Annotated in this window: 26 protein-coding genes and 1 pseudogene; 21 read left to right on the top strand and 6 right to left on the bottom strand. The window is 39.0% G+C overall.

The genetic code is table 11. The features are described 5' to 3' along the window. Positions 1-268 precede the first annotated feature (268 nt). The 8 genes from LZ575_RS17740 to LZ575_RS22775 all read left to right on the top strand — a co-directional run bounded on the left by LZ575_RS17740 (position 269) and on the right by LZ575_RS22775 (position 8,576). Positions 269-3,235 carry a TonB-dependent receptor gene (locus LZ575_RS17740; protein ID WP_235326132.1) on the top strand — a complete coding sequence of 989 codons (2,967 nt, stop codon included), beginning with the start codon at positions 269-271 and terminating at the stop codon, positions 3,233-3,235. A gap of 75 nt (positions 3,236-3,310) precedes the next feature. Continuing rightward, positions 3,311-4,927, top strand: a complete 1,617-nt coding sequence (locus tag LZ575_RS17735) for a RagB/SusD family nutrient uptake outer membrane protein (protein WP_235326130.1) — start codon at positions 3,311-3,313, stop codon at positions 4,925-4,927. Positions 4,928-4,962: 35 nt separating this feature from the next. After that, a complete protein-coding gene (locus LZ575_RS17730) occupies positions 4,963-5,238 on the top strand; it encodes a hypothetical protein (RefSeq protein ID WP_235326128.1) in 276 nt (91 codons plus the stop codon). Positions 5,239-5,278: 40 nt separating this feature from the next. After that, positions 5,279-6,622, top strand: a complete 1,344-nt coding sequence (locus LZ575_RS17725) for a carbohydrate binding domain-containing protein (protein ID WP_235326126.1) — start codon at positions 5,279-5,281, stop codon at positions 6,620-6,622. Then, the gene (locus LZ575_RS17720; RefSeq protein WP_235326123.1) at positions 6,543-7,175 is read left to right on the top strand and encodes a hypothetical protein; all 633 of its coding nucleotides are present in this window, start codon (positions 6,543-6,545) and stop codon (positions 7,173-7,175) included. Before LZ575_RS17725 ends, LZ575_RS17720 begins: the two co-directional genes overlap by 80 nt. Positions 7,176-7,276: 101 nt before the next feature. Next, entirely contained in the window at positions 7,277-8,041 is a 765-nt protein-coding gene (locus LZ575_RS17715; protein ID WP_255702662.1) for a glycoside hydrolase family 16 protein, read from the top strand. Next, positions 7,956-8,387: a glycoside hydrolase family 16 protein gene (locus LZ575_RS22780; protein ID WP_311196126.1), complete on the top strand. Its 432-nt coding sequence runs from the start codon at positions 7,956-7,958 to the stop codon at positions 8,385-8,387. Before LZ575_RS17715 ends, LZ575_RS22780 begins: the two co-directional genes overlap by 86 nt. Before the next feature lie 60 nt (positions 8,388-8,447). Then, entirely contained in the window at positions 8,448-8,576 is a 129-nt protein-coding gene (locus LZ575_RS22775; protein WP_255702661.1) for a hypothetical protein, read from the top strand. Between the two features lie 21 nt (positions 8,577-8,597). Here the strand turns inward: LZ575_RS22775 and LZ575_RS17710 are convergent, their stop codons facing one another. Beyond that, on the bottom strand, positions 8,598-9,359 hold the full coding sequence (locus tag LZ575_RS17710; RefSeq protein WP_235326121.1) for a VIT1/CCC1 transporter family protein: 762 nt from the start codon (positions 9,357-9,359) through the stop codon (positions 8,598-8,600). 273 nt (positions 9,360-9,632) lie between these two features. On the opposite strand from LZ575_RS17710, the gene LZ575_RS17705 reads away from it, so the two are divergent. The 3 genes and pseudogenes from LZ575_RS17705 to LZ575_RS17695 all read left to right on the top strand — a co-directional run bounded on the left by LZ575_RS17705 (position 9,633) and on the right by LZ575_RS17695 (position 11,699). Beyond that, entirely contained in the window at positions 9,633-10,085 is a 453-nt protein-coding gene (locus LZ575_RS17705) for a DUF481 domain-containing protein (RefSeq protein ID WP_235326119.1), read from the top strand. Positions 10,086-10,096: 11 nt separating this feature from the next. After that, positions 10,097-10,402 (top strand): hypothetical protein, encoded by a 306-nt coding sequence (locus LZ575_RS17700; protein ID WP_235326117.1) that lies wholly within the window; start codon positions 10,097-10,099, stop codon positions 10,400-10,402. 192 nt (positions 10,403-10,594) lie between these two features. Then, positions 10,595-11,699, top strand: a pseudogene (locus LZ575_RS17695) (DUF4407 domain-containing protein). Positions 11,700-11,932: 233 nt separating this feature from the next. On the opposite strand, the gene LZ575_RS17690 reads toward LZ575_RS17695, so the two are convergent. The 5 genes from LZ575_RS17690 to LZ575_RS17675 all read right to left on the bottom strand — a co-directional run bounded on the left by LZ575_RS17690 (position 11,933) and on the right by LZ575_RS17675 (position 14,467). Then, positions 11,933-12,568: a hypothetical protein gene (locus LZ575_RS17690; RefSeq protein WP_235326115.1), complete on the bottom strand. Its 636-nt coding sequence runs from the start codon at positions 12,566-12,568 to the stop codon at positions 11,933-11,935. A gap of 266 nt (positions 12,569-12,834) precedes the next feature. Beyond that, positions 12,835-13,107 (bottom strand): hypothetical protein, encoded by a 273-nt coding sequence (locus LZ575_RS17685; protein WP_235326113.1) that lies wholly within the window; start codon positions 13,105-13,107, stop codon positions 12,835-12,837. A gap of 164 nt (positions 13,108-13,271) precedes the next feature. Further along, on the bottom strand, positions 13,272-13,748 hold the full coding sequence (locus LZ575_RS17680) for an SDR family oxidoreductase (protein ID WP_255702660.1): 477 nt from the start codon (positions 13,746-13,748) through the stop codon (positions 13,272-13,274). Beyond that, a complete protein-coding gene (locus tag LZ575_RS22770) occupies positions 13,741-14,004 on the bottom strand; it encodes an SDR family oxidoreductase (RefSeq protein ID WP_255702659.1) in 264 nt (87 codons plus the stop codon). Before LZ575_RS22770 ends, LZ575_RS17680 begins: the two co-directional genes overlap by 8 nt. A 295-nt stretch (positions 14,005-14,299) precedes the next feature. Further along, entirely contained in the window at positions 14,300-14,467 is a 168-nt protein-coding gene (locus LZ575_RS17675; protein ID WP_235326111.1) for a hypothetical protein, read from the bottom strand. Positions 14,468-14,839: 372 nt separating this feature from the next. On the opposite strand from LZ575_RS17675, the gene LZ575_RS17670 reads away from it, so the two are divergent. The 10 genes from LZ575_RS17670 to LZ575_RS23950 all read left to right on the top strand — a co-directional run bounded on the left by LZ575_RS17670 (position 14,840) and on the right by LZ575_RS23950 (position 21,748). Then, a complete protein-coding gene (locus LZ575_RS17670) occupies positions 14,840-15,373 on the top strand; it encodes a hypothetical protein (protein WP_235326109.1) in 534 nt (177 codons plus the stop codon). A gap of 677 nt (positions 15,374-16,050) precedes the next feature. Continuing rightward, positions 16,051-16,299, top strand: coding sequence for a DUF4236 domain-containing protein (locus tag LZ575_RS24370; RefSeq protein WP_409187172.1), 249 nt, complete (start codon positions 16,051-16,053; stop codon positions 16,297-16,299). Positions 16,300-16,312: 13 nt separating this feature from the next. Beyond that, positions 16,313-16,720 (top strand): hypothetical protein, encoded by a 408-nt coding sequence (locus tag LZ575_RS17665; RefSeq protein ID WP_235326107.1) that lies wholly within the window; start codon positions 16,313-16,315, stop codon positions 16,718-16,720. Positions 16,721-16,723: 3 nt separating this feature from the next. Beyond that, the gene (locus tag LZ575_RS17660; RefSeq protein WP_235326105.1) at positions 16,724-17,029 is read left to right on the top strand and encodes a hypothetical protein; all 306 of its coding nucleotides are present in this window, start codon (positions 16,724-16,726) and stop codon (positions 17,027-17,029) included. Positions 17,030-17,171: 142 nt separating this feature from the next. Further along, a complete protein-coding gene (locus LZ575_RS17655) occupies positions 17,172-18,002 on the top strand; it encodes a hypothetical protein (protein ID WP_235326103.1) in 831 nt (276 codons plus the stop codon). Positions 18,003-18,005: 3 nt separating this feature from the next. Continuing rightward, positions 18,006-18,923, top strand: coding sequence for a hypothetical protein (locus LZ575_RS17650; RefSeq protein ID WP_235326101.1), 918 nt, complete (start codon positions 18,006-18,008; stop codon positions 18,921-18,923). A 3-nt stretch (positions 18,924-18,926) separates the two neighbouring features. Next, positions 18,927-19,460 carry a thermonuclease family protein gene (locus tag LZ575_RS17645; protein WP_235326099.1) on the top strand — a complete coding sequence of 178 codons (534 nt, stop codon included), beginning with the start codon at positions 18,927-18,929 and terminating at the stop codon, positions 19,458-19,460. Positions 19,461-19,515: 55 nt separating this feature from the next. Next, complete coding sequence (locus tag LZ575_RS17640; protein ID WP_235326096.1) at positions 19,516-19,743, top strand: hypothetical protein; 228 nt, start codon at positions 19,516-19,518, stop codon at positions 19,741-19,743. Positions 19,744-19,904: 161 nt separating this feature from the next. Beyond that, on the top strand, positions 19,905-21,311 hold the full coding sequence (locus LZ575_RS17635; RefSeq protein WP_311195846.1) for a hypothetical protein: 1,407 nt from the start codon (positions 19,905-19,907) through the stop codon (positions 21,309-21,311). Between the two features lie 5 nt (positions 21,312-21,316). Further along, positions 21,317-21,748, top strand: a complete 432-nt coding sequence (locus LZ575_RS23950) for a hypothetical protein (protein WP_311195845.1) — start codon at positions 21,317-21,319, stop codon at positions 21,746-21,748. Positions 21,749-21,884: the final 136 nt, after the last annotated feature.

Here is a 21,884-nt window from a genome sequence, read left to right as displayed (position 1 = left end):
ACTTTCTATGACTTTACCACTCTACAACTTTCTGAATCACCTCTACAACACCTCTACAGGTATTGTTTTTTAACATATTAACTCCTCCTGATACTCAAGGTCCTTCAACAGAAGATCTTTTCGGAAGCCTCATATTTCAGAGGGCTTTTTTAAGAAATCATTAATATATCCACCTCAAATTATTAATTGTAGGTTTTTTATAGAGGCTGCTTTTTCCCTAAACCCTTTTAAATGTCTCTATGTTTGAGAACAACCAAAATTCACTGAAATGAGATGTGGTATCATAACAATTATTTTTCTCCTTTTTACAGCTTACGGATTTTCACAAAACAGAACAATCACCGGAACGGTATCTGACAATATGGGACCCATTCCCGGGGCCACTGTTTTGGTAAAAGGAACTACTAACGGCACTGTCACCGATTTTGACGGAAACTACAGCTTATCTAATGTTACTGAAGATGATATCCTGGTGTTTAGTTACTTCGGATATAAATCTATTGAAGTAGCTGTTGGCGAAAAGGATATCGTTAGCGCAAACCTGGAGGAAGACACCCAATCCCTTGATGAAGTCGTCGTTGTAGGTTACGGTACCCAACGAAAAAGCAATGTGGTAGGTTCTGTGAGTAGCGTCGAAGTTGATGAGGCCACCTCTATTCCCACCACCAATGTTTCTGAGATGCTTAGAGGAAGAGCTGCAGGTGTGCAGGTAAACCTTGGAAGTGCGAGACCCGGTGGAGGATCAAATATTGTAATAAGAGGAAATGTTTCTGTTGCACCCAACGGTAACTCTCCTCTAATTATAGTTGATGGGGTACCATTTGACAGTTTAAATGATGTTGCACCCGATGATATTGCGAGTATAGAAATTCTTAAAGATGCTGCTTCAACCGCTATTTACGGTTCAAGAGCATCAAACGGGGTAATTCTTGTAACTACTAAAAGAGGTATTGAAGGTAAATCCACAATAAATTACCATGGGTATACCACCATCCAGTCCCTGACCAAGAATTTCAATCTGTATGACGGCTCACAATTTATAGATCTAAGAAGAGAAGCAAACAGGAACAGGTTCACAGGCGATTACCTTAGGGATCAGAACATATTTAGCCCTTTTGAATTGGAAGCCATTGAAAATGGCGAATTTGTAAACTGGGAAGACCTGGTGTTAAGAGACGCGGTAATTCAGTCGCATTCCCTTAGCTTTTCAACAGGAACAGAGAAAACCAAGATATTTTCAAGTGTAAATTATTTTACCCAGGATGGTATTATCCCCGGCTCCGCTTTTGAGAGAGGAACTTTTAAATTGAACCTGGAGCAGCAATTAACCGATAAACTAACCTTCAGAGGTATTATAAATTATCAAAACTCTAATCAGGACCAGGAAACAGGAGGATTAAACTTTACTACCATAACGCCCCTGGCAAGACCTTTTGATGAAAACAACGAACTGGTAAAGTTCTACCTTGGGAATTCTATAACGGCAGTAAATCCGTTATGGGACCAAAGAGAATCTGTAGATGAAAGCAAGACAAATCTCACCGATGTTAATCTAAACCTCACCTATGCCTTTACTCCGTCTTTAAGCTATACCCTGAATACTTTCCTTAGAAACAGGAACACCAACAGAGGTATTTATCGCTCCTCCCTCCACTCTGCGGGGGATGAAGGAATAGGCGGAATTGGCGTGCTCGCGAATTCATTATTTAAACAGGTGCTTATTGAAAACATAATAACCTATAATCCTGAGATTGGTGAAAATCATAGCCTCGACTTTACAGGAGTGCAGGCCTTTGACGAACAGGACAATGAATATACCCAACTTGATAAATCAGGATTCACTAACAATGCCCTGGGTTACAATGGCGATGCCACTACCCTCCTTGGGAATGTTAGAAATGTTTCAGAAAGAAGGCTACTATCCTTTCTGGGCAGGGTGCGTTACGGGTATTTGAACAGATATCTTCTGGAAGCCACTGCACGGGCAGACGGAGCTTCTGTTTTTGCAGCCAATAATAAATGGGGATATTTCCCGGCTGTTTCTGCTGCGTGGAAAATTCACGAAGAACCATTTCTGCAAAACTCAGAGAACATCAACGAACTGAAACTCCGTTTAAGTTATGGAGCTACAGGAAACCAGGGGATCAATTCTTTGGAATCTCTTGGGGTTGCAGATGATCGTCCTTATGTTTTTAATGGTCAGACGGTGGGTGGAGCAACGGCTTCCTCTCGTTTGCCAAACCCGAATCTAAAATGGGAGACTACCACCACCTTTAATGCGGGAGTCGATTTTAGATTATTTAAAAACTTTTTTGAAGGTACCGTGGAATACTATAAAGCCAACACCACAGATCTTTTGTTAGACAGAGCGATCGCGGGAACTACAGGTTTTAACGTAATCCGTTTTAATGTGGGGGAATTACAGAACCAGGGTCTTGAAGCTTCTTTAAATACTAACTTCATCAGGACGGCAGATCTTAGATGGACTATGGGGCTGATTTTTTCAACTAATAAAAACGAGGTTATTTCCCTTAGCGAAACGGATGATGACGGAAATCCTATAGATATTACAGACAGTTCCGGAAGAAGGCTTTCTATTGGACAATCCATCAACAATATCTGGCTGCCGAAGTATGACGGGATCTACCAGGTAGGAGATGACATTGCAGGATCAGGAAATCCTTTAGCGCAACCGGGAGATGTTCGGGTGATCGATCAGGATGGGAATGGCCAAATTGATAACAGGGATAATGTATTCATAAGGACAGATCCCGATTGGTATGGCTCTGTTACCAACACCCTCCACTATAAAAATTTCGAACTTTTTGCCGATGTATATTTCGTGCAGGGAGCAACACGCTTAAACACTGTTCTTGCTAACGGGGAACTTTGGAAAGGAGCAATTAATGGGATAAGAACCAAGTACTATACTCCGGAATTCCCATCTGCTGATTATCCAAGACCAAAACCGGATACTCACCTGCACCTCTTCCCTTTTGCAGTACGTGATGCTTCCTACATTCGTTTGAGGACCCTGACTTTTGGCTATACTATTCCGAACAAAGCCTTTTCGCAGGCCGGAATCCAAAACGTGAAGATTTATGCTACAGGAACCAACCTGTTGACATTTACAGATTTTAAATCCTATAGCCCGGAACAGGACCCATTAAGCAATGGCGCCACCTCGTTCCCGGAAACCAGAAATATCACTATAGGAACCAATATTATATTTTAAGCGACTAATTTAATTTCCCTCTCATTTTAAAGGGATATAAAATTAGACCAGATAAAACTAAATAAATAGCAAAAGATGAAAATTATAAATGCTTATTTGTTATCGAAAAGATTCTTTCTAATTCTTGTTGCAGTGCTGTTGACAACGTCTTGCGAAAAGGACTTTTTGGAAGATAAATTATTGTCAGATACCTCTGTTGAATTCCTTTACTCCTCTCCTGAAGGTCTGGAATCTGCAGTTGTAGGGCTTTATGCTCTTAACAGGACGATCTACGAAGACAACAGACTAAACGGCACCATTCCGTTGATCTTACAGGCCAAGAGTGATCTTGGTGCGGGAATAACAGGAGAAGTTTCCCTTTACAGCAGACTCTTATGGGGAGCAAGTTTAGGTGACTATGGTACTTCGGAAGGTCTCAACGCCTACTGGGTGTATTATTACCGAATTATAGATCGTGCAAATGCTATTATCCGCGGAGCTGAAAATTTAACTGATGTTGATGAGGACAGAAGAAATCAGATCCTGGCAGAAGCAAAGACTATGCGGGCGAATTCCTATTTTATTTTGTACCGCCTTTTCAATAATATTTTCATTACCACAGAACCCACAACCCCTGAAAATGCTTTTGATGTGCCTCAGGATGCATCTTCTGAAGAAGAGATCTTTGCTCTGTTGCATTCAGATCTTGATTTTGCTATTGAACACCTAAGCTACAATCCCGAGCAATTTGGAAGATGGAGCCAGGGTGCCGCAAGACATTTACGTGCTATGGTTGCACTTTGGGAAGAAGATTACAGTGAGGCCGCCGAACAGGCTGATGCTGTTATTAATAGCGGTGCTCACAGTTTAACCGAAACTACTGCTGAAGTTTTTGCGGGAGACCTCAACCATTCAGAAACCTTATTTGCAGTGAATTTTGAGTTTCAAACCATAGGTGGTGGTAGCCCGCACATATTGAACTGGAATATGGTATCTTCTTATGCTGATGCTCCCGGTTTGGTACAATCTGTTGAAAATGGCGGGGCCGGAGCAGGATTTATTTCCCTGAATCAGTACCTTATAGATCTTCTTAAGGAAGATCCCAATGATACCAGGAGAGACAATACTTATTACATTTTTGAATACAAATACAATGACGAGAGTGGTCTTCCCCCCGGCAAGGAGATAGGAGAACCCCTGGACCTATACACAAACAGTGAAACCAACCAAAATGAGTTTATGCTGTATTACCGCAGGCAGAATCCGGGTGTTTTAAAATTCTTTGATGAAACCGTAGAGCCTACGGACAGAAATCATTTTAAGAACATTATGATCTATCGACTTGCCGAGACCTATCTCATTGGTGCTGAAGCCCACATGATGCTGGGCAATAATGCAAAGGCACTGGAATACCTGAATGCCGTAAGAACAAGAGCAAATACCGATCCTGTTACGGAAATAGACCTGCAGGAAATCCTCGATGAAGGCGCAAGAGAACTGGCATTTGAAGGCCAACGCTGGTATACCCTAAAACGTACTGTAGAACTATACACCTTCCTGCTGGATCATATGAACAATGATAACCTCAACGAATCCTACCCTGAAGGAAATCCTAAGAACATCCTGAGGGAATACATGAAAAACTGGCCTATCCCCCAGCAGCAAATTGACCTTCTTGGACCCAACTATCCGCAGAACGAGGGCTATAACTAAGAGTTGAAAAAATAAGGTAACTAAAAAACCACGAAATGAAACGGAATAGTATAAACCAACACCTACAGAGTTTTAATTTACCTCTAAGGCTGCTTCTCGTATTTATGGCAATCGGCTTAATGATTTCCTGCGAGGCGGAAGATGATATTCCTCCTCCATCTGCTTATGTGGAGCCGGAACTAGTAGAAGGTTGTGAATTTGAAGTAATAATCCCCAATCTTGCAGAGGGAGTGATAAACTTTGAATGCGGTGCACCTGAAACCACCTTCTTTGGAGAAGCTGCGGGTTCCTTAACCATTGAGCTAAGCTGATAATCCCGATAAGGAAGGCATAAATACTTCAGATAAAGTAATGAAAGTTACCCAAACGGCAGGTGTGGAAGGCTGGGCCGGATTTTTCTTTGATCTCTCCGGAAAAGTAGATTTTTCAGAAAAACAAACCATTAAAATAAAAGTCTATTCCCCGGCTGCAGGCCAAAATGTAAACCTGAAACTGGAAGACAGTTCTGATGGTTCCGTCTCGAAAGAAGTTACTATGACCACAACCAAGGCTGAAGAGTGGGAAGAGATATCATTTGCCTTTTCTCCAAGTGATACCGATAAGTTCGACAGAATGGTACTGTTCTTCAATTTTAACGGAGACAAGGGTGGCACAACAGTACATTATTTTGATGACATAATTCTGGCTGAAGGTGGTGCTACTGAGGAGCCCGGTGATGATTCAGAGCCAACTGAACCAAGCCCCGATCCTACTGTTGCTGAAGATAAGGTAATATCTTTGTTCAGTGACGTTTACACCAATGTAACTGTAGATACCTGGAGAACAGAATGGTCTAATGCAAGCCTGGAAGAAATTACGATAGACGGGAATAATGTAAAAAAATACAGTGATTTAAACTTTGTTGGAATTGAGACCGTTGCATCCCAGATTGATGTTACTGCAATGACTCATCTCCATGTAGATATCTGGACTGCAAATGCTACAGAGTTTAAGATCAAACTGGTTGATTTTGGAGCCGATGCTGCTTTTGAAGGTGGGGATGATGTGGAACACGAGATCGTAATTGCCAATCCAACACAAAAGGAATGGTTTGCGATTGATATTCCGCTTGCAGATTTTACCGGGCTTACCACAAAAGAAAACATTGCACAATTGCTCTTTGTTGCAAGTCCTTCCGGGGAAAACACTACTTATGTAGACAATGTATATTTCTATAACAGCTCAGGCATATCCACTGAACCGGTATCTGCAGCTCCGGCACCTACCCGTGCGGAATCAGATGTTATCTCCCTGTTCAGCGATGCTTATACCGATGTAACAGTAGATACATGGAGAACAGGGTGGTCTTCAGCAACTTTAGAAGATATCTCTATTAATGGAAATGCGGTGAAAAAATACAGCGGACTTAATTTCGTAGGAGTTGAAACCGTAGGAACTCAAATTAATGCTTCAGAAATGGAATACTTCCATACCGATGTGTGGACGGCCGATGCTACTGAGATCAGGATTAAACTAGTGGATTTTGGAGCAGATGGCGCATTTGAAGGTGGTGACGATGTGGAACATGAAATTACCATAGCAAACCCCCAAAGGAATAGCTGGGTATCTTTAGACCTTGCGCTTTCAGACTTTACCTTGCTTAACCAGCAGGGCAAATATTGCACAAATAATTTACGCGGCACAACCTGCAGGTAACGCAACTATCTTTGTAGATAATGTTTATTTTTACAGGGAATCAACTGCGGCAACTGAACCGGAAGCTGCAGCACCCACTCCCAACATTGATGAGGGAGATGTAATTTCTCTGTTCAGTAATGCATATTCAAATGTAACAGTAGATACCTGGAGAACTTGCTGGTCTGCAGGGACACTGGAAGATATTTCGATAGACGGAAATGCAGTGAAAAAGTACAGCGACCTGAACTATGTGGGAGTTGAAACTGTGGCTAACCAGATAGATGCATCAGAAATGGAGTTCTTTCATACCGATGTGTGGACTGCAGATGCTACAGAGATCAGGATTAAACTCGTGGATTTTGGAGCAGATGGTGGCTTTCAGGGCGGTGATGATGTGGAACATGAAATAACAATAAGCAATCCTGAAAAAAATACCTGGATCTCTATAAAACGTCCGCTTTCAGACTTTTCAGGATTGACCACAAGAGCAAATATTGCGCAATTGATCTATTCCGCACAACCCTCAGGAAGTGCGACAATCTTTATTGATAATGTATTTTTCAGTAAATAATCCTGAACACGGAATATCTGAATAATTATCATCAGGAATAAATGCTCAACTAATGAACTATGAACATGATAAGGAATAATCCCTTTTACAATTTAAAACCTATGAGCTACCTATCTTTGACTTTTTTTCTGCTATTTCTTGCAAACTCCTGTAGTTCCGGAGATTCAGAATTTACTACAGCCGTTTCCAACTTACAGGTAGAGGTAAACATAGTTGGTGCTACAGAGCAACAGCCAGAAGGAGATGGTTCAGGAGTGGTTAAGGTAACCGCTACGGCCGACAATGCTGTGAGATACGCCTTCCGTTTTGACAATGCTGCAGTTCAGGAAAGTACTTCTGGGACTATAGAATACACTTTTCCACGAGAGGGAACACATGCAACCAGTGTTGTAGCCTGGGCTTATTCTGAATCAGGAGAATTTATAAACAAAACGGTGAATTTCACCATTTTTAAGTCTGATGAAAAATTCACGAACCTTGTTTTTTCTGATGAGTTTGAGGAGGAAGGAAATCCCGATGGAGAAAAATGGCATCATCAGGTTATTCCGCCCAACAATGGCAGCTGGCACAATGACGAATTACAACATTACACCGCCCGGCCTGAAAATTCTTATGTGAGCGACGGTACTTTAAAAATTAAAGCCCAAAAAGAGCAATATACCTATGGTGCCTCCACGAAATCCTACACCTCGGCCCGCCTGAATTCGAAATTTGCATTTACTTTTGGCCGCGTTGAAGTACGGGCCAAACTTCCTGCAGCAGCGGGTACCTGGCTAAGCGATCTGGACCCTGGGCGCAAATTGCAACGAAACCGGAAGTGTTTTTCAGGGCCAGTATGGCAGCGGACAATGGCCTGGCTGTGGTGAGATTGATATCCTGGAACAAACAGGATGGAATAAAAATGAAACCATCTCCCACTTCCATTGGGGAGACAGAAATACCGGAGAATACAAGAACATGGGAGGTACACTACAGGTTGAAAATACAGCCGAAGAGTTTCATGTCTATGCCATGGAGTGGACGGCAAGCAGCATTAAAACCTTCGTGGATGACGAACTGGTCTATGAATTACCCAACTCAGCCGACAAGCCTTACGATCATCCGCATTATTTATTGTTGAATATTGCAATAGGCGGAAACCTTGGCGGTGACGTTCCGGCAGACTTTTCCGAAGGAACTTTTGAAATAGATTACGTAAGGATCTACCAGTAAAATTGAAGTACGAAGGACGAAGTTAGAAGTTAAAAGTACGAAGTTAAAAAATGCGGGAAGTTGGAAGTCGGAAGTCGGAAGTACGAAGTTAGAAAAGCGGGAAGTTGGAAGATCGAAGATCGAAGTTGGAAGTTTGAAGCCGAAAGTTCTTCTGTACAAATGCATTTATCTTTAGGTCCTTCCGGTTAATTTCTGTGCCAGTTACTGAAACTACAAAAACATTTTTTCCAGTACATCCCCTACGTAGTAAGCCAGTAGTGCTGCAATTCCGCCTAACAATAATGTTTCCAGGATTCCAATTAGTACATTTTTTTCGGTTACCAAACTTTTAAGAGCTCCTACAATTGATAATGCAATTGCAGTTAAAATACAGGAGTAAAGAAAAAGTTGGGAGTCCAGCGTTGAGATATCATTACTCATGAACACATAGGAAAGCAGGGGAACAGCTCCCACCAATATAAAACTTACAAAAGTTACTCCCGCAGTTTTATAAGGGGTTTTTTCACCTCTCACCATCTCGAGTTCTTCTTTCATCATAGTGTCTACCCAAACCTCCTTGTTGGCTGTTATAACCTCTACTACCTGTTCCAGCAATTCTCCGCTAAACCCCTTCGCACTATAGATCTCCCTTACTTCCTGCACCTCCTTTTCCCTTAGGTTTTCAATCTCCCAGTATTCTACCCGCCTGTGTTTATCAAAATTATCTTTTTCAGTTTTGGTAGAAATAAAATTACCTACAGACATGGAAAAGCCATCTGCAATTAAATTAGCCAGTCCCAGTATGATAACTACCGAAATTCCAAGGCTTGCACCTTCGGCACTTACCACAACAGCAAATGTTGTGATAGCGCCATCTATGCCACCATAGACAAACTCACCAATATATTCTTTACTAAAAAATAATCTCTTTCCACCGGAATGGAGAATGGTTTCATTTTTCGTAGACTGCTCCGGTGGCTGCTGATTTAGCATAGCAAATTTATATTTTTATGAAAGTTAATTGAAAAAGATTAGAATCTCAGTGGAATAATATTAAGTATATTAGTTAGTTACACAACATAACTTCCAACGCCCAGATTTTCCTCTTTCCACTGTTTCCAATTTACAAACTTCTCCCGCGCCCAGACTATCCTCCTTCCACTCTCCACTTTCCACTTTCCTCCAACCTACAACATACAACCTACACAAACTCCAAACTTTCAAACTCCCTTTTGTGTGTTGAGGGGCTTTTTTTACTTTTGGCAAATGATAAGATTCCTTCTCCTAAGCATTTTTAGCCTCATCCCTGCTCTCCTCACTGCGCAACTCGTGAATATTGAATCGAAACGTATGCAGACAGATTCGGTGAGGTTTGCACTAAACGCCGATTTTTCTTTTAACCACACCAATAATGACGGCAACCAGGTAAACCAGATAGATGCTGCCCTAAGTACGCAGCTGAAATCAAAAGACCTGAGGAAGCTTTATTTTTTCGTGGGGAATTACAGGCTTATAGATTCCGGAGAAGAAAATCTACAGAATGCATGGTTTCTGCACGGCCGATTTAATTATAAATTTGAAGGATTAGAGTTATTGAGATTCGAGAGTTTTATCCAGGGCCAGTACAACCAACTTTTGGTCGTGGAACAGCGCAACTTGGTAGGTGCCGGACTTCGGGTAAAGTGGATAGACAGGAGACGTTTTAGCGGTTATGCTTAAGCAACAGTTATATGTATGAAGTCGAATATAGTGACCGGGCAGGAACTACCAATTATAACCACCGCAACAGCACCTACCTTACATTAAATTATACTGCCAAATCCCAGAAATTTTCTGTTGCCAACACGGTTTATTATCAGCCGCTTTACAGGGATTTGAACGATTACAGGATCCTGGAGCAATTCCGCCTCGACATTCCTCTCTCCGGCTGGTTCAAAGTTTTCACGCTTTACAATTATTATTTTGACAGTCAAACTCCGCTAAACACCCGGGAATATACTTCCAATCTTAATATTGGGGTGGGGGTAAGTTTGTAGTTTGCTGTTTTAATATTTTCTAATAAAATTTGGTCCCCGGAATTTTACGTTGAAAGCCGCTCCCCTTTCCTTTTTAACTTTTTAACTTCTAACTTCTAACCTCTAACTTTTTAACTTCTAACTTTTAACTTCGATCCGCGTAAGAAATCTTGAAAATCAGCGTTATAAAGTTTCATCAATCAAACAAACATCATGTTCAAACGCTTTTTTATCTTCTGCTCCGGGGCAGACACTAAGATACTTGACTCCTGTTCTCCCGGCGAACAAACAAAATATGCAGGCATAGGCGCCACTGTTTTCTTTACGGCCGTCATGGCATTTATCGCTTCTTCTTATGCGCTTTACACGGTATTTGACAATTATCTTACCGCAGTTTTCTTCGGTTTGATCTGGGGTCTCCTTATTTTTAATCTGGACCGTTTTATCGTCTCAACGATCAAAAAGAAAAACAACTTCAGGAGTGAGTTTCTTCAGGCCACCCCGCGTATTATTCTGGCAGTAATCATAGCAATTGTGATCGCCAAACCGCTGGAGCTTAAAATTTTTGAGAAAGAGATCAACCAGGTCTTGCTGGAACAAAAAAATGATATGACCCTCGCAAACCAGGAGCAGATCGCCACCCAGTTTACTCCGGAGATATCCGCTCTTAATGCGGAAATAGCATCCTTAAAGGAAGAAGTGTCTGCTAAGGAAGCGGAGGTAAACGCCCTCTACAACACCTATATCACAGAAGCCGAAGGTACAGCCGGAACCAAAAAATTAGGCAAAGGCCCGGTATATGCTGAAAAAAGGGAAAAGCATGATGCAGAATTGCTGGCTCTTCAGGAATTAAAGGAAACAAATGCTGGTAAAATCGAAGTTGCCCAGGGGAAGATCGATTCCTTAAACAAAGATTATGAGGCCAAAGTAAATGAGTCGCAGCCTGTTATTGATGGCTTTGACGGACTTATGGCGCGAATAAATGCTTTAAACAAACTGCCGTTCCTGCCACCTTTGTTTATTATGCTCTTGTTCCTGGCAATTGAGACCTCCCCTATTATTGCCAAGCTGCTATCGCCGAAAGGAGCCTACGACCTGAAACTGGAAGAAGAGGAAAACGCACTTCAAACCTGGGTCTCACAACAAATTCAGCAGCGGGAACTCATCCTTAAAACCGATGCTTAGTGTGAACAATCGGGTATATGCAGACATTGCCGAGGAGCAGGAACTCTACGACTACAAGCGAAAAAAAGCCCGCGAGCTCATGCAACTGCAGACGGATGCTTTTTATAATAAACAGAAACAGATCCTGGGCTAGCGATCAAAGTGGAGAGTGGAGAGTGGAAAGTTGTAGGTTGTAGGTTATAGGTTATAGGTTATAGGTTATAGGTTGTAGGTTGTTGGTTGATGGTTAGTTCCAGAAAGTCTACTTTATTAAAGCATATCCACTCCAGAAACTTGAAACCAAAACCCTATTCTTTGAACCTTGAACTTGAAACCCTGTCCCTGAATCCTTGAACTTCGAACTTTAAACTTTGAACCTTGAACCCTTTAATCAACCTCTTCCGCAATTTCTTCCAGGGCATTTACCATCACAAGGATGTCTTGTGGAGAGAGGTATAGACGGGCCTTTCTTTTTTTATATGAATCTGTTAACTGCGAGTGATTGAGGATGAAATCTTTTGTTGCAAAAATATAATTGCCCATCCTGTGGTTGATTGCGTAAGTATCGGCTGTGCGTTCTGCTTTTTTAATGAATTTTTCTGAAGAGGAATACCGGGCTCCGAATTTCAGCAGCTCTGCAGTTGATTTTTCGCGGTAGTCCATAATATGACCCAGTTCGTGCCCCAGCCAGCCTATAAGTACTTCAGAAGGTGCATCGGCCATAGCAAATTCTGCGTCTTTGATGAGGAACTTACTGCTCATATAAACATTATAGCTACGCTCTTTTTTTCCTTTGAACAGGTCCGCAACTTTTGGCTGTGCCTGCATAAAAGAATTCTTCATCTTGTTCTTATATCTGAACTCGATTTTCACATCCTCAAGTTCAGGGTAATGTGAGAGGGCAATTTTAACTTCCTCGAGAATATTTATCGGAATGATTTTATTACCGCCTACAGTAACCTTTTCCTCTGCAATATTTCTATTTGCAGCACAGCTCCCAAGAAGGAGTGAAAAAATTAGCACCAGGGCAAGAATTCCGGGGGGAGGATTTATAAAGTTTAAATTTTGGAGCACAAGTTAAACTAAAATTGAAGAGGGGAAACCTTTGATATTTTTTCATAAAGAGGGGCTGCCGAATTAGAGAATTATGAATTAGCAGCAAATCAACCATTATGCCATAACTTTTGGGGTGATCGGGTGAAGTGGAGAGTGGAGAGTTGTTGGTTATAGGTTGTAGGTTGTAGGTTGTAAGTTGTAAGTTGTAAGTTTTATTGAATAGGCAACCTTAATCAGGCGAGCTCCAACCTGAAACTTGAAACCTTAAACCTTAAACCTTTTTTTACCATTTCATCTGCAAAAAAATGTGGCTCATCAAAATCTGTTATTTTGGTAGTTAGATGTTGCCATACCCCAAGATGCTTCCCATACCAGGTTACCGTTTCCCCCGGACCTATTAATCCGCTGGTTCTTCCTCCAACTGCTTTTTCATTTGAAGTCATAACCATTCTGGACTGAAAATCTATATTTCTGGCCAGATCAAATACAATCTGCTGCTTAGCCATTATATATGTTTCCAACCTGATTAAGCATTCTTAGAGTATTTACTTCTTTGAGGGGATTTAGGCTTTTAAATATCTTGAACCTTGAACTTTGAACTTTGAACCTTGAACCTTGAACCTACCCAAATAATCCTTTTATATTTCCCCCGTCGTGACTAAGAGTTTGGCTAAGTGACGTACCCTGAGAGCGGTGAGAGCAACCAGGTGGCCAGAGAGGCAAATTCTTCAGCTTTTCCCATTCTTCCCACGGGAATATCTTCGGCCAGTTTCCTGCGCATTTCCTCCTGCGACTTCCCACTATCCTCACTTCTTTTTTGAATCACCCGTTCTATTGCCGGAGTTTCATGAGAACCCGGGGCCAGAACGTTCACGGTGATTCCCATTTTGGCAATTTCCAGCGCCAGGGTCTTGGCAAATCCCACGACACCCGCGCGAAAAGAATTGCTGAGCACCAAAGAAGGAATAGGCTGTTTTACCGACTGGCTCTCCAGAAACAAGATTCTGCCGTACTGTTGTTTCTGAAAAATAGGAAGCAGGCGTAGCACCAGTTCCACTTTCCAACGCAAGACTGACCTAGTAAGCCTTATCCCATTGCTGTATATTGGTTTCCAGCGCCGCCAGGGCTTGGCGGACCACCTAAGCATTCAGCAGCATTCCGTGCAGTTGCTTTTTCTCAAGCCGTTTCTCCAATTCAGAAATAACCGCATCTTTTGTTAGATCGCCGACAAAGATTTCCACCTGCTCCGGAAATTCCTGCTGTAAAGCCTTTAGTTTTTCTTCCCTTCGCGCCACAGCAAAAACATGAGCCCCTTCCTGTAACAAACTTTCCGCTATCGCTCTCCCAAATCCGCTGGAGGCACCACAGATCAAAAATAATTTGTGCTTAAGTTGTAAATCCATTTGCTTCTTTTTTGGCTCATTAATATAAAGTGAAAACCCTAACATTGGAGGCAAAAGGAAAAAAAATTAATTTAAAATTGCCAGGAATTCAGATACTGTTCTATTGCCAAACCCAGAATGCTTTCCATACAAGGTAACTTGTTCCTCAGGACCTCTCAATGTAATGTTCTCTGTTATAATTTGTTTCTTCAGTTCATTTACCCTTATTGGAAAAAAAGCTGGAGGATTATTTCGAGAGAAAATAAACTAATGAAAAAAGCCGCTAAAACAGCGGCTTTAAGTTCAATTATTCATGTTATGGTTCTTCTTCCGGTGGTTGTTCTTTGGGTTCTACCTGTTCTTTTTCACCATCAGTTGAAGAGAGGTTAGGGGAATTCATTATTTCTGCTAAACTCTCTCCTGTGCAAGAGATAAGAGATAAATTCCCTAACAGAATCAATACTATTAAGCTTACTTTTTTCATTATTATCTTTTTGAAAAATTTGACAATTGATTTCCTGCTGGTTGAAAACCAGAATTTTTTACAGGTAAATCTTGAATGCCGCGAAGGCGGGTATGATGGGAAGTAATGATTCGGTACGGCAGAAAAGAACTACTTCCCGGTGGCCCTATCGGCCGTACCAATCATATTTATGAAAAAGAGGTGCGCGTGCTCCCGATTTGCAATTCCGAAGGTTACTCTCAATCACAGATCAAATTAAAGAAGGAAAAGGCAGGACCTGTTGGACACAGACAGGACAATAGTTGGACAATTCCTGGACAAAAATGTCTTTGTGGTTTTCCGTAAGGAAACAAGAGAAGTTTTCTTACTTTTATACAGCTGATTTTCATCCAAATGACTGACCAACTTTTAGAAATAGCATTTGAAAAAGCCGAAAAAGAAACAGGTAAGGATTCGGCGAATGGCAGAGCTGAATATATTTCAGAATATATTTTAACGGAATTTAAATACCCTATCTCTGCTAAATCCTTGATTCGATATTACAAGAGGGAATCTACCCCCGGTAAGGAAACTAAAGATTTTCTTGCTCAATTTTTGGGTTATAATAATTATGAAAGTTTTGTTGTAGAACATTCAGGAAATCCTGAAGGAGGAAAGAGGAATATGGCTAAACCAAAATTTTACGTTCCCAGAAAATCTCTTTTTGCAGCTCTGTTATTTATTCCCATTATTGGAATTTCTGCTTTTATAGGTTATACAAGTGGAGAAAAAACATGTATGGTTTGGAAAGAAGACCAGTATATTAGAACTACCTGTAACGGCGCCGAACTGGAACGGGAGTTTATTCCTTATCTGTATGAAAATTTTAAAAAAATAAAGGTTACAGATACCACCACTTTTTTTGAGAATGGAGAAGTCAGGATTTAGTACGATAAGAGCAATAACAAACTGGAATTTTTCACTGCTCCGGGGATACATCCCGAAAACGGAAAAACTTTGCGACCCATTACCGAATATATGATTGAAAAGTATATTCGCTAAATAATAATTCTTTCACTCGAATAATTCTATTAAAATTCTTGTATTAAGTGGTACGGTAAAAGGTACCTGGATAGTTCTTGAGAAGAGTATTTTTATAAGATATAAATAAATTTTTCACAGTCTAATTCCGGATTATGACTTCAATAAAAGCTATTAAACCAGGACCAAAACCTAAGAAAGATGACGGTACACCTGACAAAAGAAGACGAGTTACACCAGAATCAAAACCAAAGCATCCCAAATTGAGACCCCATAGACACAAACCCAATGACTAAGAGTATATTCAGAATTTTTTTAATGGGAAATGCGATTTAATTTGCAATCAGGATGGCATACCTAGGAGGAAAAAGCTTACAATAACTCCAGAAATAATTTTTTATACAATTGCGGTTAAGCTTTTCGTGAAATAGAATTCGTAATAAACAACATCAACCGTTTAAATACTCACACAACCCCTTCTTTTTATTTCTGTTAAACAATTCACAAAAATTTTTCCTCCTTTTACGGGAAACCGTAACAATCTGAATTACAGAGTGCTTATGTTTGGTAAATAATCTACCAAAATGGGCTTCAGATTTCAAAAGAGGATTAATTTAGGAAAAGGCCTCGGTTTAAACATAAGCAAATCGGGTATCTCCCCAAGCATCAGGACAAAAGTGGGATCGATAAGTTCCAAAGGCTACTCTGTAAGAACTAGGTGTTCCTGGTGCCACCTATCGCAAAACATTTTCCAAAAGTTCAAAAGGTGGTTGCGTTTTAAGCCTCCTTTTCTTCATAACATTTTGTATCTCCAGCTTTTTCTTCTTCACTAAAATTCACTAACCAATGGAAAAAATTCTTATTCCTACCGAATTAAAAAGTCATTTTTTAAGATTGTATCAAATGGCTTTATCCGATGACAGATTTGATGTTTTGGAACTTAAATTATTATATCAATTTGCTGATGACAGGGGTGTTCCTAAAGACGAACTGGACCGACTCCTTCTAAATCCCGTCGATCATTCTACCAGCATACCAAAGGATATCACTACAAGAATCGAATACCTCTACGATCTCGCCTGCATGATACTGGCCGATGATGTTATAACTGAAGACGAAATAAATACTCTGAGAAAATACTGTAGGAAATTTGAATTTTTGGATGAAAATGTAAATGAACTTGCTGATTATTTACTGGTCTGTGTTCAAAAAGGAGTATCCAAACCTGAAATTATTAAAAAACTTAACGGATGATTTATGGAATCAATTAGGAATTTATTCGCAATTAAAAACTCAGTAAATAATAATTCTACTGGCAATGGTGAACTTGAGGAAAATATTGAAGACCGGGAACAGATAAGGATTACCTATTATCAAAGCGGTTTTGCTGCCTCCACAAAAGCTTCGGGAAAACCTATTGTCTTACAAGCCTGTTTCCAGAACCTCTTTGCAAGTTTCGAAGATCAATGTAGACGCCAACAGGCGGAACAGGAACGACTTAAACAACCTTACAGGGAAGAGCAAGAAAAATTGCGCACTGAACTGCGAAAATTAGAAACCTAGCTTAGGGATTTTTGAAAAAAAGGAATCAGATATTTTAGAAGCAATTGAAACAGTAAAAAGGGAAATTGTAGATGTAAAAAATAATCCCGGGGAATATGGAGTAGATGCAGATAAGAGGCCCAAGGCTCAATTTTATATAGGATTGTTTGTACTCCTGCCAATCACTTTATACTTATTGGTTTTTTATATTTCTGCTTCGTATTCTGCTTTCTTTAAAGAATTTACTGATGATGTTCTCTCCGCGGCAATTTTCGACAAAGATGCTTTTACTAATGCATTTAACGATAGCTGGCTGGAAGGTTTACTTGTTGTTACCATTCCTTTTGTTTTTATGGGTCTGGGTTACGTAATACATATGATGCAGAAAGGAAAAGGGTTTTTCAATTATTTAAAATTAGGAAGTCTGCTAATAATAACATTTTTATTTGATGCACTTCTTGCTTATCAAATTGAGAAGAAAATATATGATTTTAATAAGACATTAAATTCTCCTCCTTATGACCTGGAAATAGCTTTAACCGAAGCAGAATTCTGGATGATAATTTTTGCAGGTTTTGTGGTATACATAATCTGGGGGCTTGTGTTTGACTTTATTATGAAGGAATACGAGAATATTGACAAAATAAAAGTATTTATAAAACACAAAAAGGAGGAAATATTCAATTTACAACATACACGTAAAGAAATTGAAGAAAAGCTGGATGGGTTTAGAGATAAAATGACAGAGGTGCAGGGAAGAATTACTGAGATTCAATCCAAAATAAACGGTTTCATTTTTCCAATTAAAGAATATCTTCTTTATCACTCACAATATAAAGAAGGATGGTTTCAGGCAATAAATACTGAAATTGCTTTACCCACACAACAAAAGAATAATTTACTGGAAGATTGTGAAAGAACATCTATTGAATATCTGGCAAAGATGAATTTAAGTGATTCTGATTACCAACACCTAATTTATTCTAAAAACTAAAAGATGAGCAGTAATAAAATTAAACCGAAATACTTTATTCTTTTGTTACTTTTAGGCATTTCCTGCAAAAGTGATACACCCGTATCTCAACCGCAGGAGGAAGAAGTAGCTCAAATACCTTCTGATAATACAACAAGCACAAATCTAAACATAAGTATTCTTCTTGATCTTTCCGACAGGATAAATCCCGACAAATACCCCAATCCTGCAATGGAATATTATCAAAGAGATGTGGCTTATGTAAAGTCTGTTTCTGATGCTTTTGAATCCCACCTCGGAACAAAAAAGGTGAGGCAGATTAATGATAATATTCAGCTCTTTTTTGAACCAGAACCGTTAAATAAAGAAATTAATTCAATTTCGGAAACTTTAAAATACAAGTTGACCAAAATGAATGTCTCTAATGAAATATTAGCTGAATTTTCTGAAACTTATAAAACTGAACCCTTAAAAATATATGAGCTGGCAATTCAAGATGACAAATTCATTGGCTCTGATACCTGGAAATTTTTTAAAAATAAAGTACAGGACTACAGCATTGAAGAAGGATATAGAAATATCCTTGTTATACTTACAGATGGTTATATGTTCCATAAAGATACACGCATCACCGAAGGAAATAAGACCAGTTTTTTAACTCCAGAATATATTCGAAGCATCAAATTAAATTCTTCCAATTGGAAACAAAAATTTGAAGATGAAAACTTCGGTTTTATACCTGCGGCTCAAAATTTAGACAATCTCGAAGTTCTCGTTTTAGGTATTAATCCAGATACAAAAAATGTTTACGAGGAAGAAATTATTAAAAATTTCTGGAGCGATTGGTTCCAACAAATGGGCGTAGCCCGGTATGAAATTAAAAATGCCGATCTTCCTTCTAACATGGATAAGATCATCCAGGATTTTATTTTAAAAACTTAATTAATGCAAGGTTTACTTCCCCTCCTGTTCTTTGTTCTAATTACCTTTTCCTGCAATCAGTCGGAAGCTTCCGCTGTTGTAGGAAAAACAGGTTCTCAAACGGCAAATGCAGATTTAGCCGGAGGAAAAATTCTCTTTAAAGCAAAAGTAACTGGTATTATTGATGGAGATACAGTTGATATCCTATACCACGAACTCCCTCTAAGAATCCGCATGGAACATATTGATGCTCCGGAGAAAAGAGGAAAACAAGCTTTTGGAAATAAAGCCAAAATAGTTATTTCCAACCTCTGCTTTGGGCAAATTGTAACTATTATAACTAATGGAGAATTTGATATGGGAGGAAGATTAATAGCGGAGGTTATAAATGAGAAAGGGATGAATGTGAACAAAGAAATGGTAAAACTCGGATACGCCTGGCATTTCAAAAAGTATAGTAACGATATGTCCTATGATGCTCTGGAAATGGAAGCTCGGAAATTAAACATTGGATTATGGCAGGATAAAAATCCTGTGGCTCCCTGGGACTTTAGATAATAAAATTCAACTTTAATTTTGAACCAGTAAAGCACTAATCTAATTTCCCCCCATTATGAAAAAGTTATTTCTAATTCTCTGCGTAGCAGCCCTCAGTACTTCTGCTACGGTGTACGTGCCATTTACTGTACAGGACGTTTTTATATGTGACAGTAAAGGCGGTAAAAAATATCATTTTAATAAAAATTGCCGCGGACTAAGTGCATGTAAAGCACAGATAAAGAAATTAACTCTTACTGATGCTAAAAAACTGGGAAAAGACATTTGCGGCTGGGAAGATTGATATAAATCCAAAAACGAAATTTTAAAAATTTCAATTCATTAGTCAAAGTTTTAAGAAAATTTTTAGATTTACTTTCTCATAATTTTTGAATCTGCTCTACCCTACCTGCAGAATTAGAAAAAAGGCCTAAACCTGTAATCCTAATTTAAAGCTGTTTCACCATGAAATTAGAGAAGATTCTCGATAAACTTGGTTCTTTAGAAAAGAATTCTTTTATCAAAATTGTAGACAATATCATTTCAAAGCAACCGAAAAATATCAAGGAAATTGAGAAAATATTGAGTGCTACAGACAAAGGTTTGAAATCTGTAGATAACCAGAATATTTCTAAAATTTTTCTTCTTATATCTGATGAGTTTGCAGAATGCATTCATAGCGAATTTCAAGAGGCTTCTTCGCAATTAGATATTCTTATTGATATTATAATACGTGATGGCAACTGCATCATGAGACAGGACTGGTTTTCGCGGCTCTACGAAAAGGAAATAAAAAATCTGAAGAATGGGATTAAAAATTTAGAATCTGAATTAAAAGAAGGAAAATCTGAATTAGGGGATGCCAGGATTAGAGATTATAAAATTTATAAGTCCTGTCTACATACTGCGTACAATAATGATATTGGAAATAATAGGGATGCTAAGATTAGTTCCGATGAATTGTCCATCATACTAACTCTGGCACGGCAACTGGAGCTATCTCAGGAAGAAGTAAAGCTTATTAATTATTCAATACTGCCAATTAAGAAGTTCGAGATCCAGGAAGTAATAAATAGCCTTAAGAATATAGGAGTGATTTTTTATTCTAAAAAAGACAGTACTATTTATGTTGCCGATGAAATGGTTCGGCTTTTAAGGAAAATTCGCGAAAAAGAGGTTGCTAACAAATTCTACCGAAGAACATTAAAATTGCTGAGGGAACCTATAATAAATCAAATTGCAAAAAGGCATAATATTAATCGCAAGTTGAGCTATTCTGAAAAAATAGAAGAGATATTAAAAGAAGGAATTTCTTTTTCCGGCCTGCTTACCAATGATATTTACAAGGAGGGAACTACCTTAACCGAAAAGAAAAAAACTTTAAATGAGCTTTGCGAGAATAGCTTAAACATAAAAAATCTTAGAGGTAGTACTCTTGAAGATAAAATTTTCAGTTTAATAGAATATTTTGAAAACGTGGAAAATGATGAAAAGGTAGGTATATCTCTTGACGGGTTTGAGAGACTGCTTACCGAATTAAATATTACCCTTCCAAAATTTAACAATCAAATAAAAAACCAGTTTGAGTTACAGGACGAGAATGTTTTAAGGGCAGATTACCTTTTGGATTACAATATAAAGCCACGTGATCTTCTTGACCTTATTCAAAAACCTGATATGGTTGAGTTCATTAAAGAGAATGGTATAAAACAACGTGGAGATGACATCTTAAACATTCTGGAACATTACAAGGATACGGAAAATCTTTACCTGGAAAATTATGAAAATGTGGGCTACAGAAATTTAAACCTCCTAAAGAGAATGGTATCTCCACTAAAGAAAGCGAACTGGGAATTAAATTCGAAGAACTAACAAAAGTGCTGTTTTCCGGCCTTGGATTCAATGTAGATGACAAGCTAAAAAAGCAACTAAATACTAATAAGGATATGATCGATATTCTTATAAACTTAGGAAACAATGAGGTCATCATTGTGGAATGTAAAACCAGTAAAGAAAAAGGTTATAATAAATTCAGTACAGTTTCCAGGCAACTAAAATCTTACCAGAAATTAGCATTACATAACGATTTAAGAATAGTCAAAATATTACTTATTGCTCCTGAATTTAGTGACGATTTTGTTACTGATTGTGAGATGGATACAGAAATGAATCTTTCGTTAATAACAGCTTCAACAATGTTGAAAATCTACGACTCTTTTAAACAATCTAAATACCCTTCTTTCCCGTATGTGCTCTTTAGAGATATTGTGATCAACGAAGAACGAATTCTAAAGGCTTTAACCAAGTGATCAATGGTTCACCTAACATTCATAGTTTCAACCTTGTCTAAGGTTTACATCTATACCGAACACGAACCCCTGCGCGAGGAGATCTTCTAGTGCATGGACAACCGTCCAAGGATTTAAAAGCTAGAGAAATTGGGGA

It is taken from the genome of Antarcticibacterium sp. 1MA-6-2 (assembly GCF_021535135.1).
Lineage (GTDB): Bacteria > Bacteroidota > Bacteroidia > Flavobacteriales > Flavobacteriaceae > Gillisia.
Note: the sequence above shows the minus strand (reverse complement) of the source record. Positions and strands in the feature narration are given on the sequence as shown.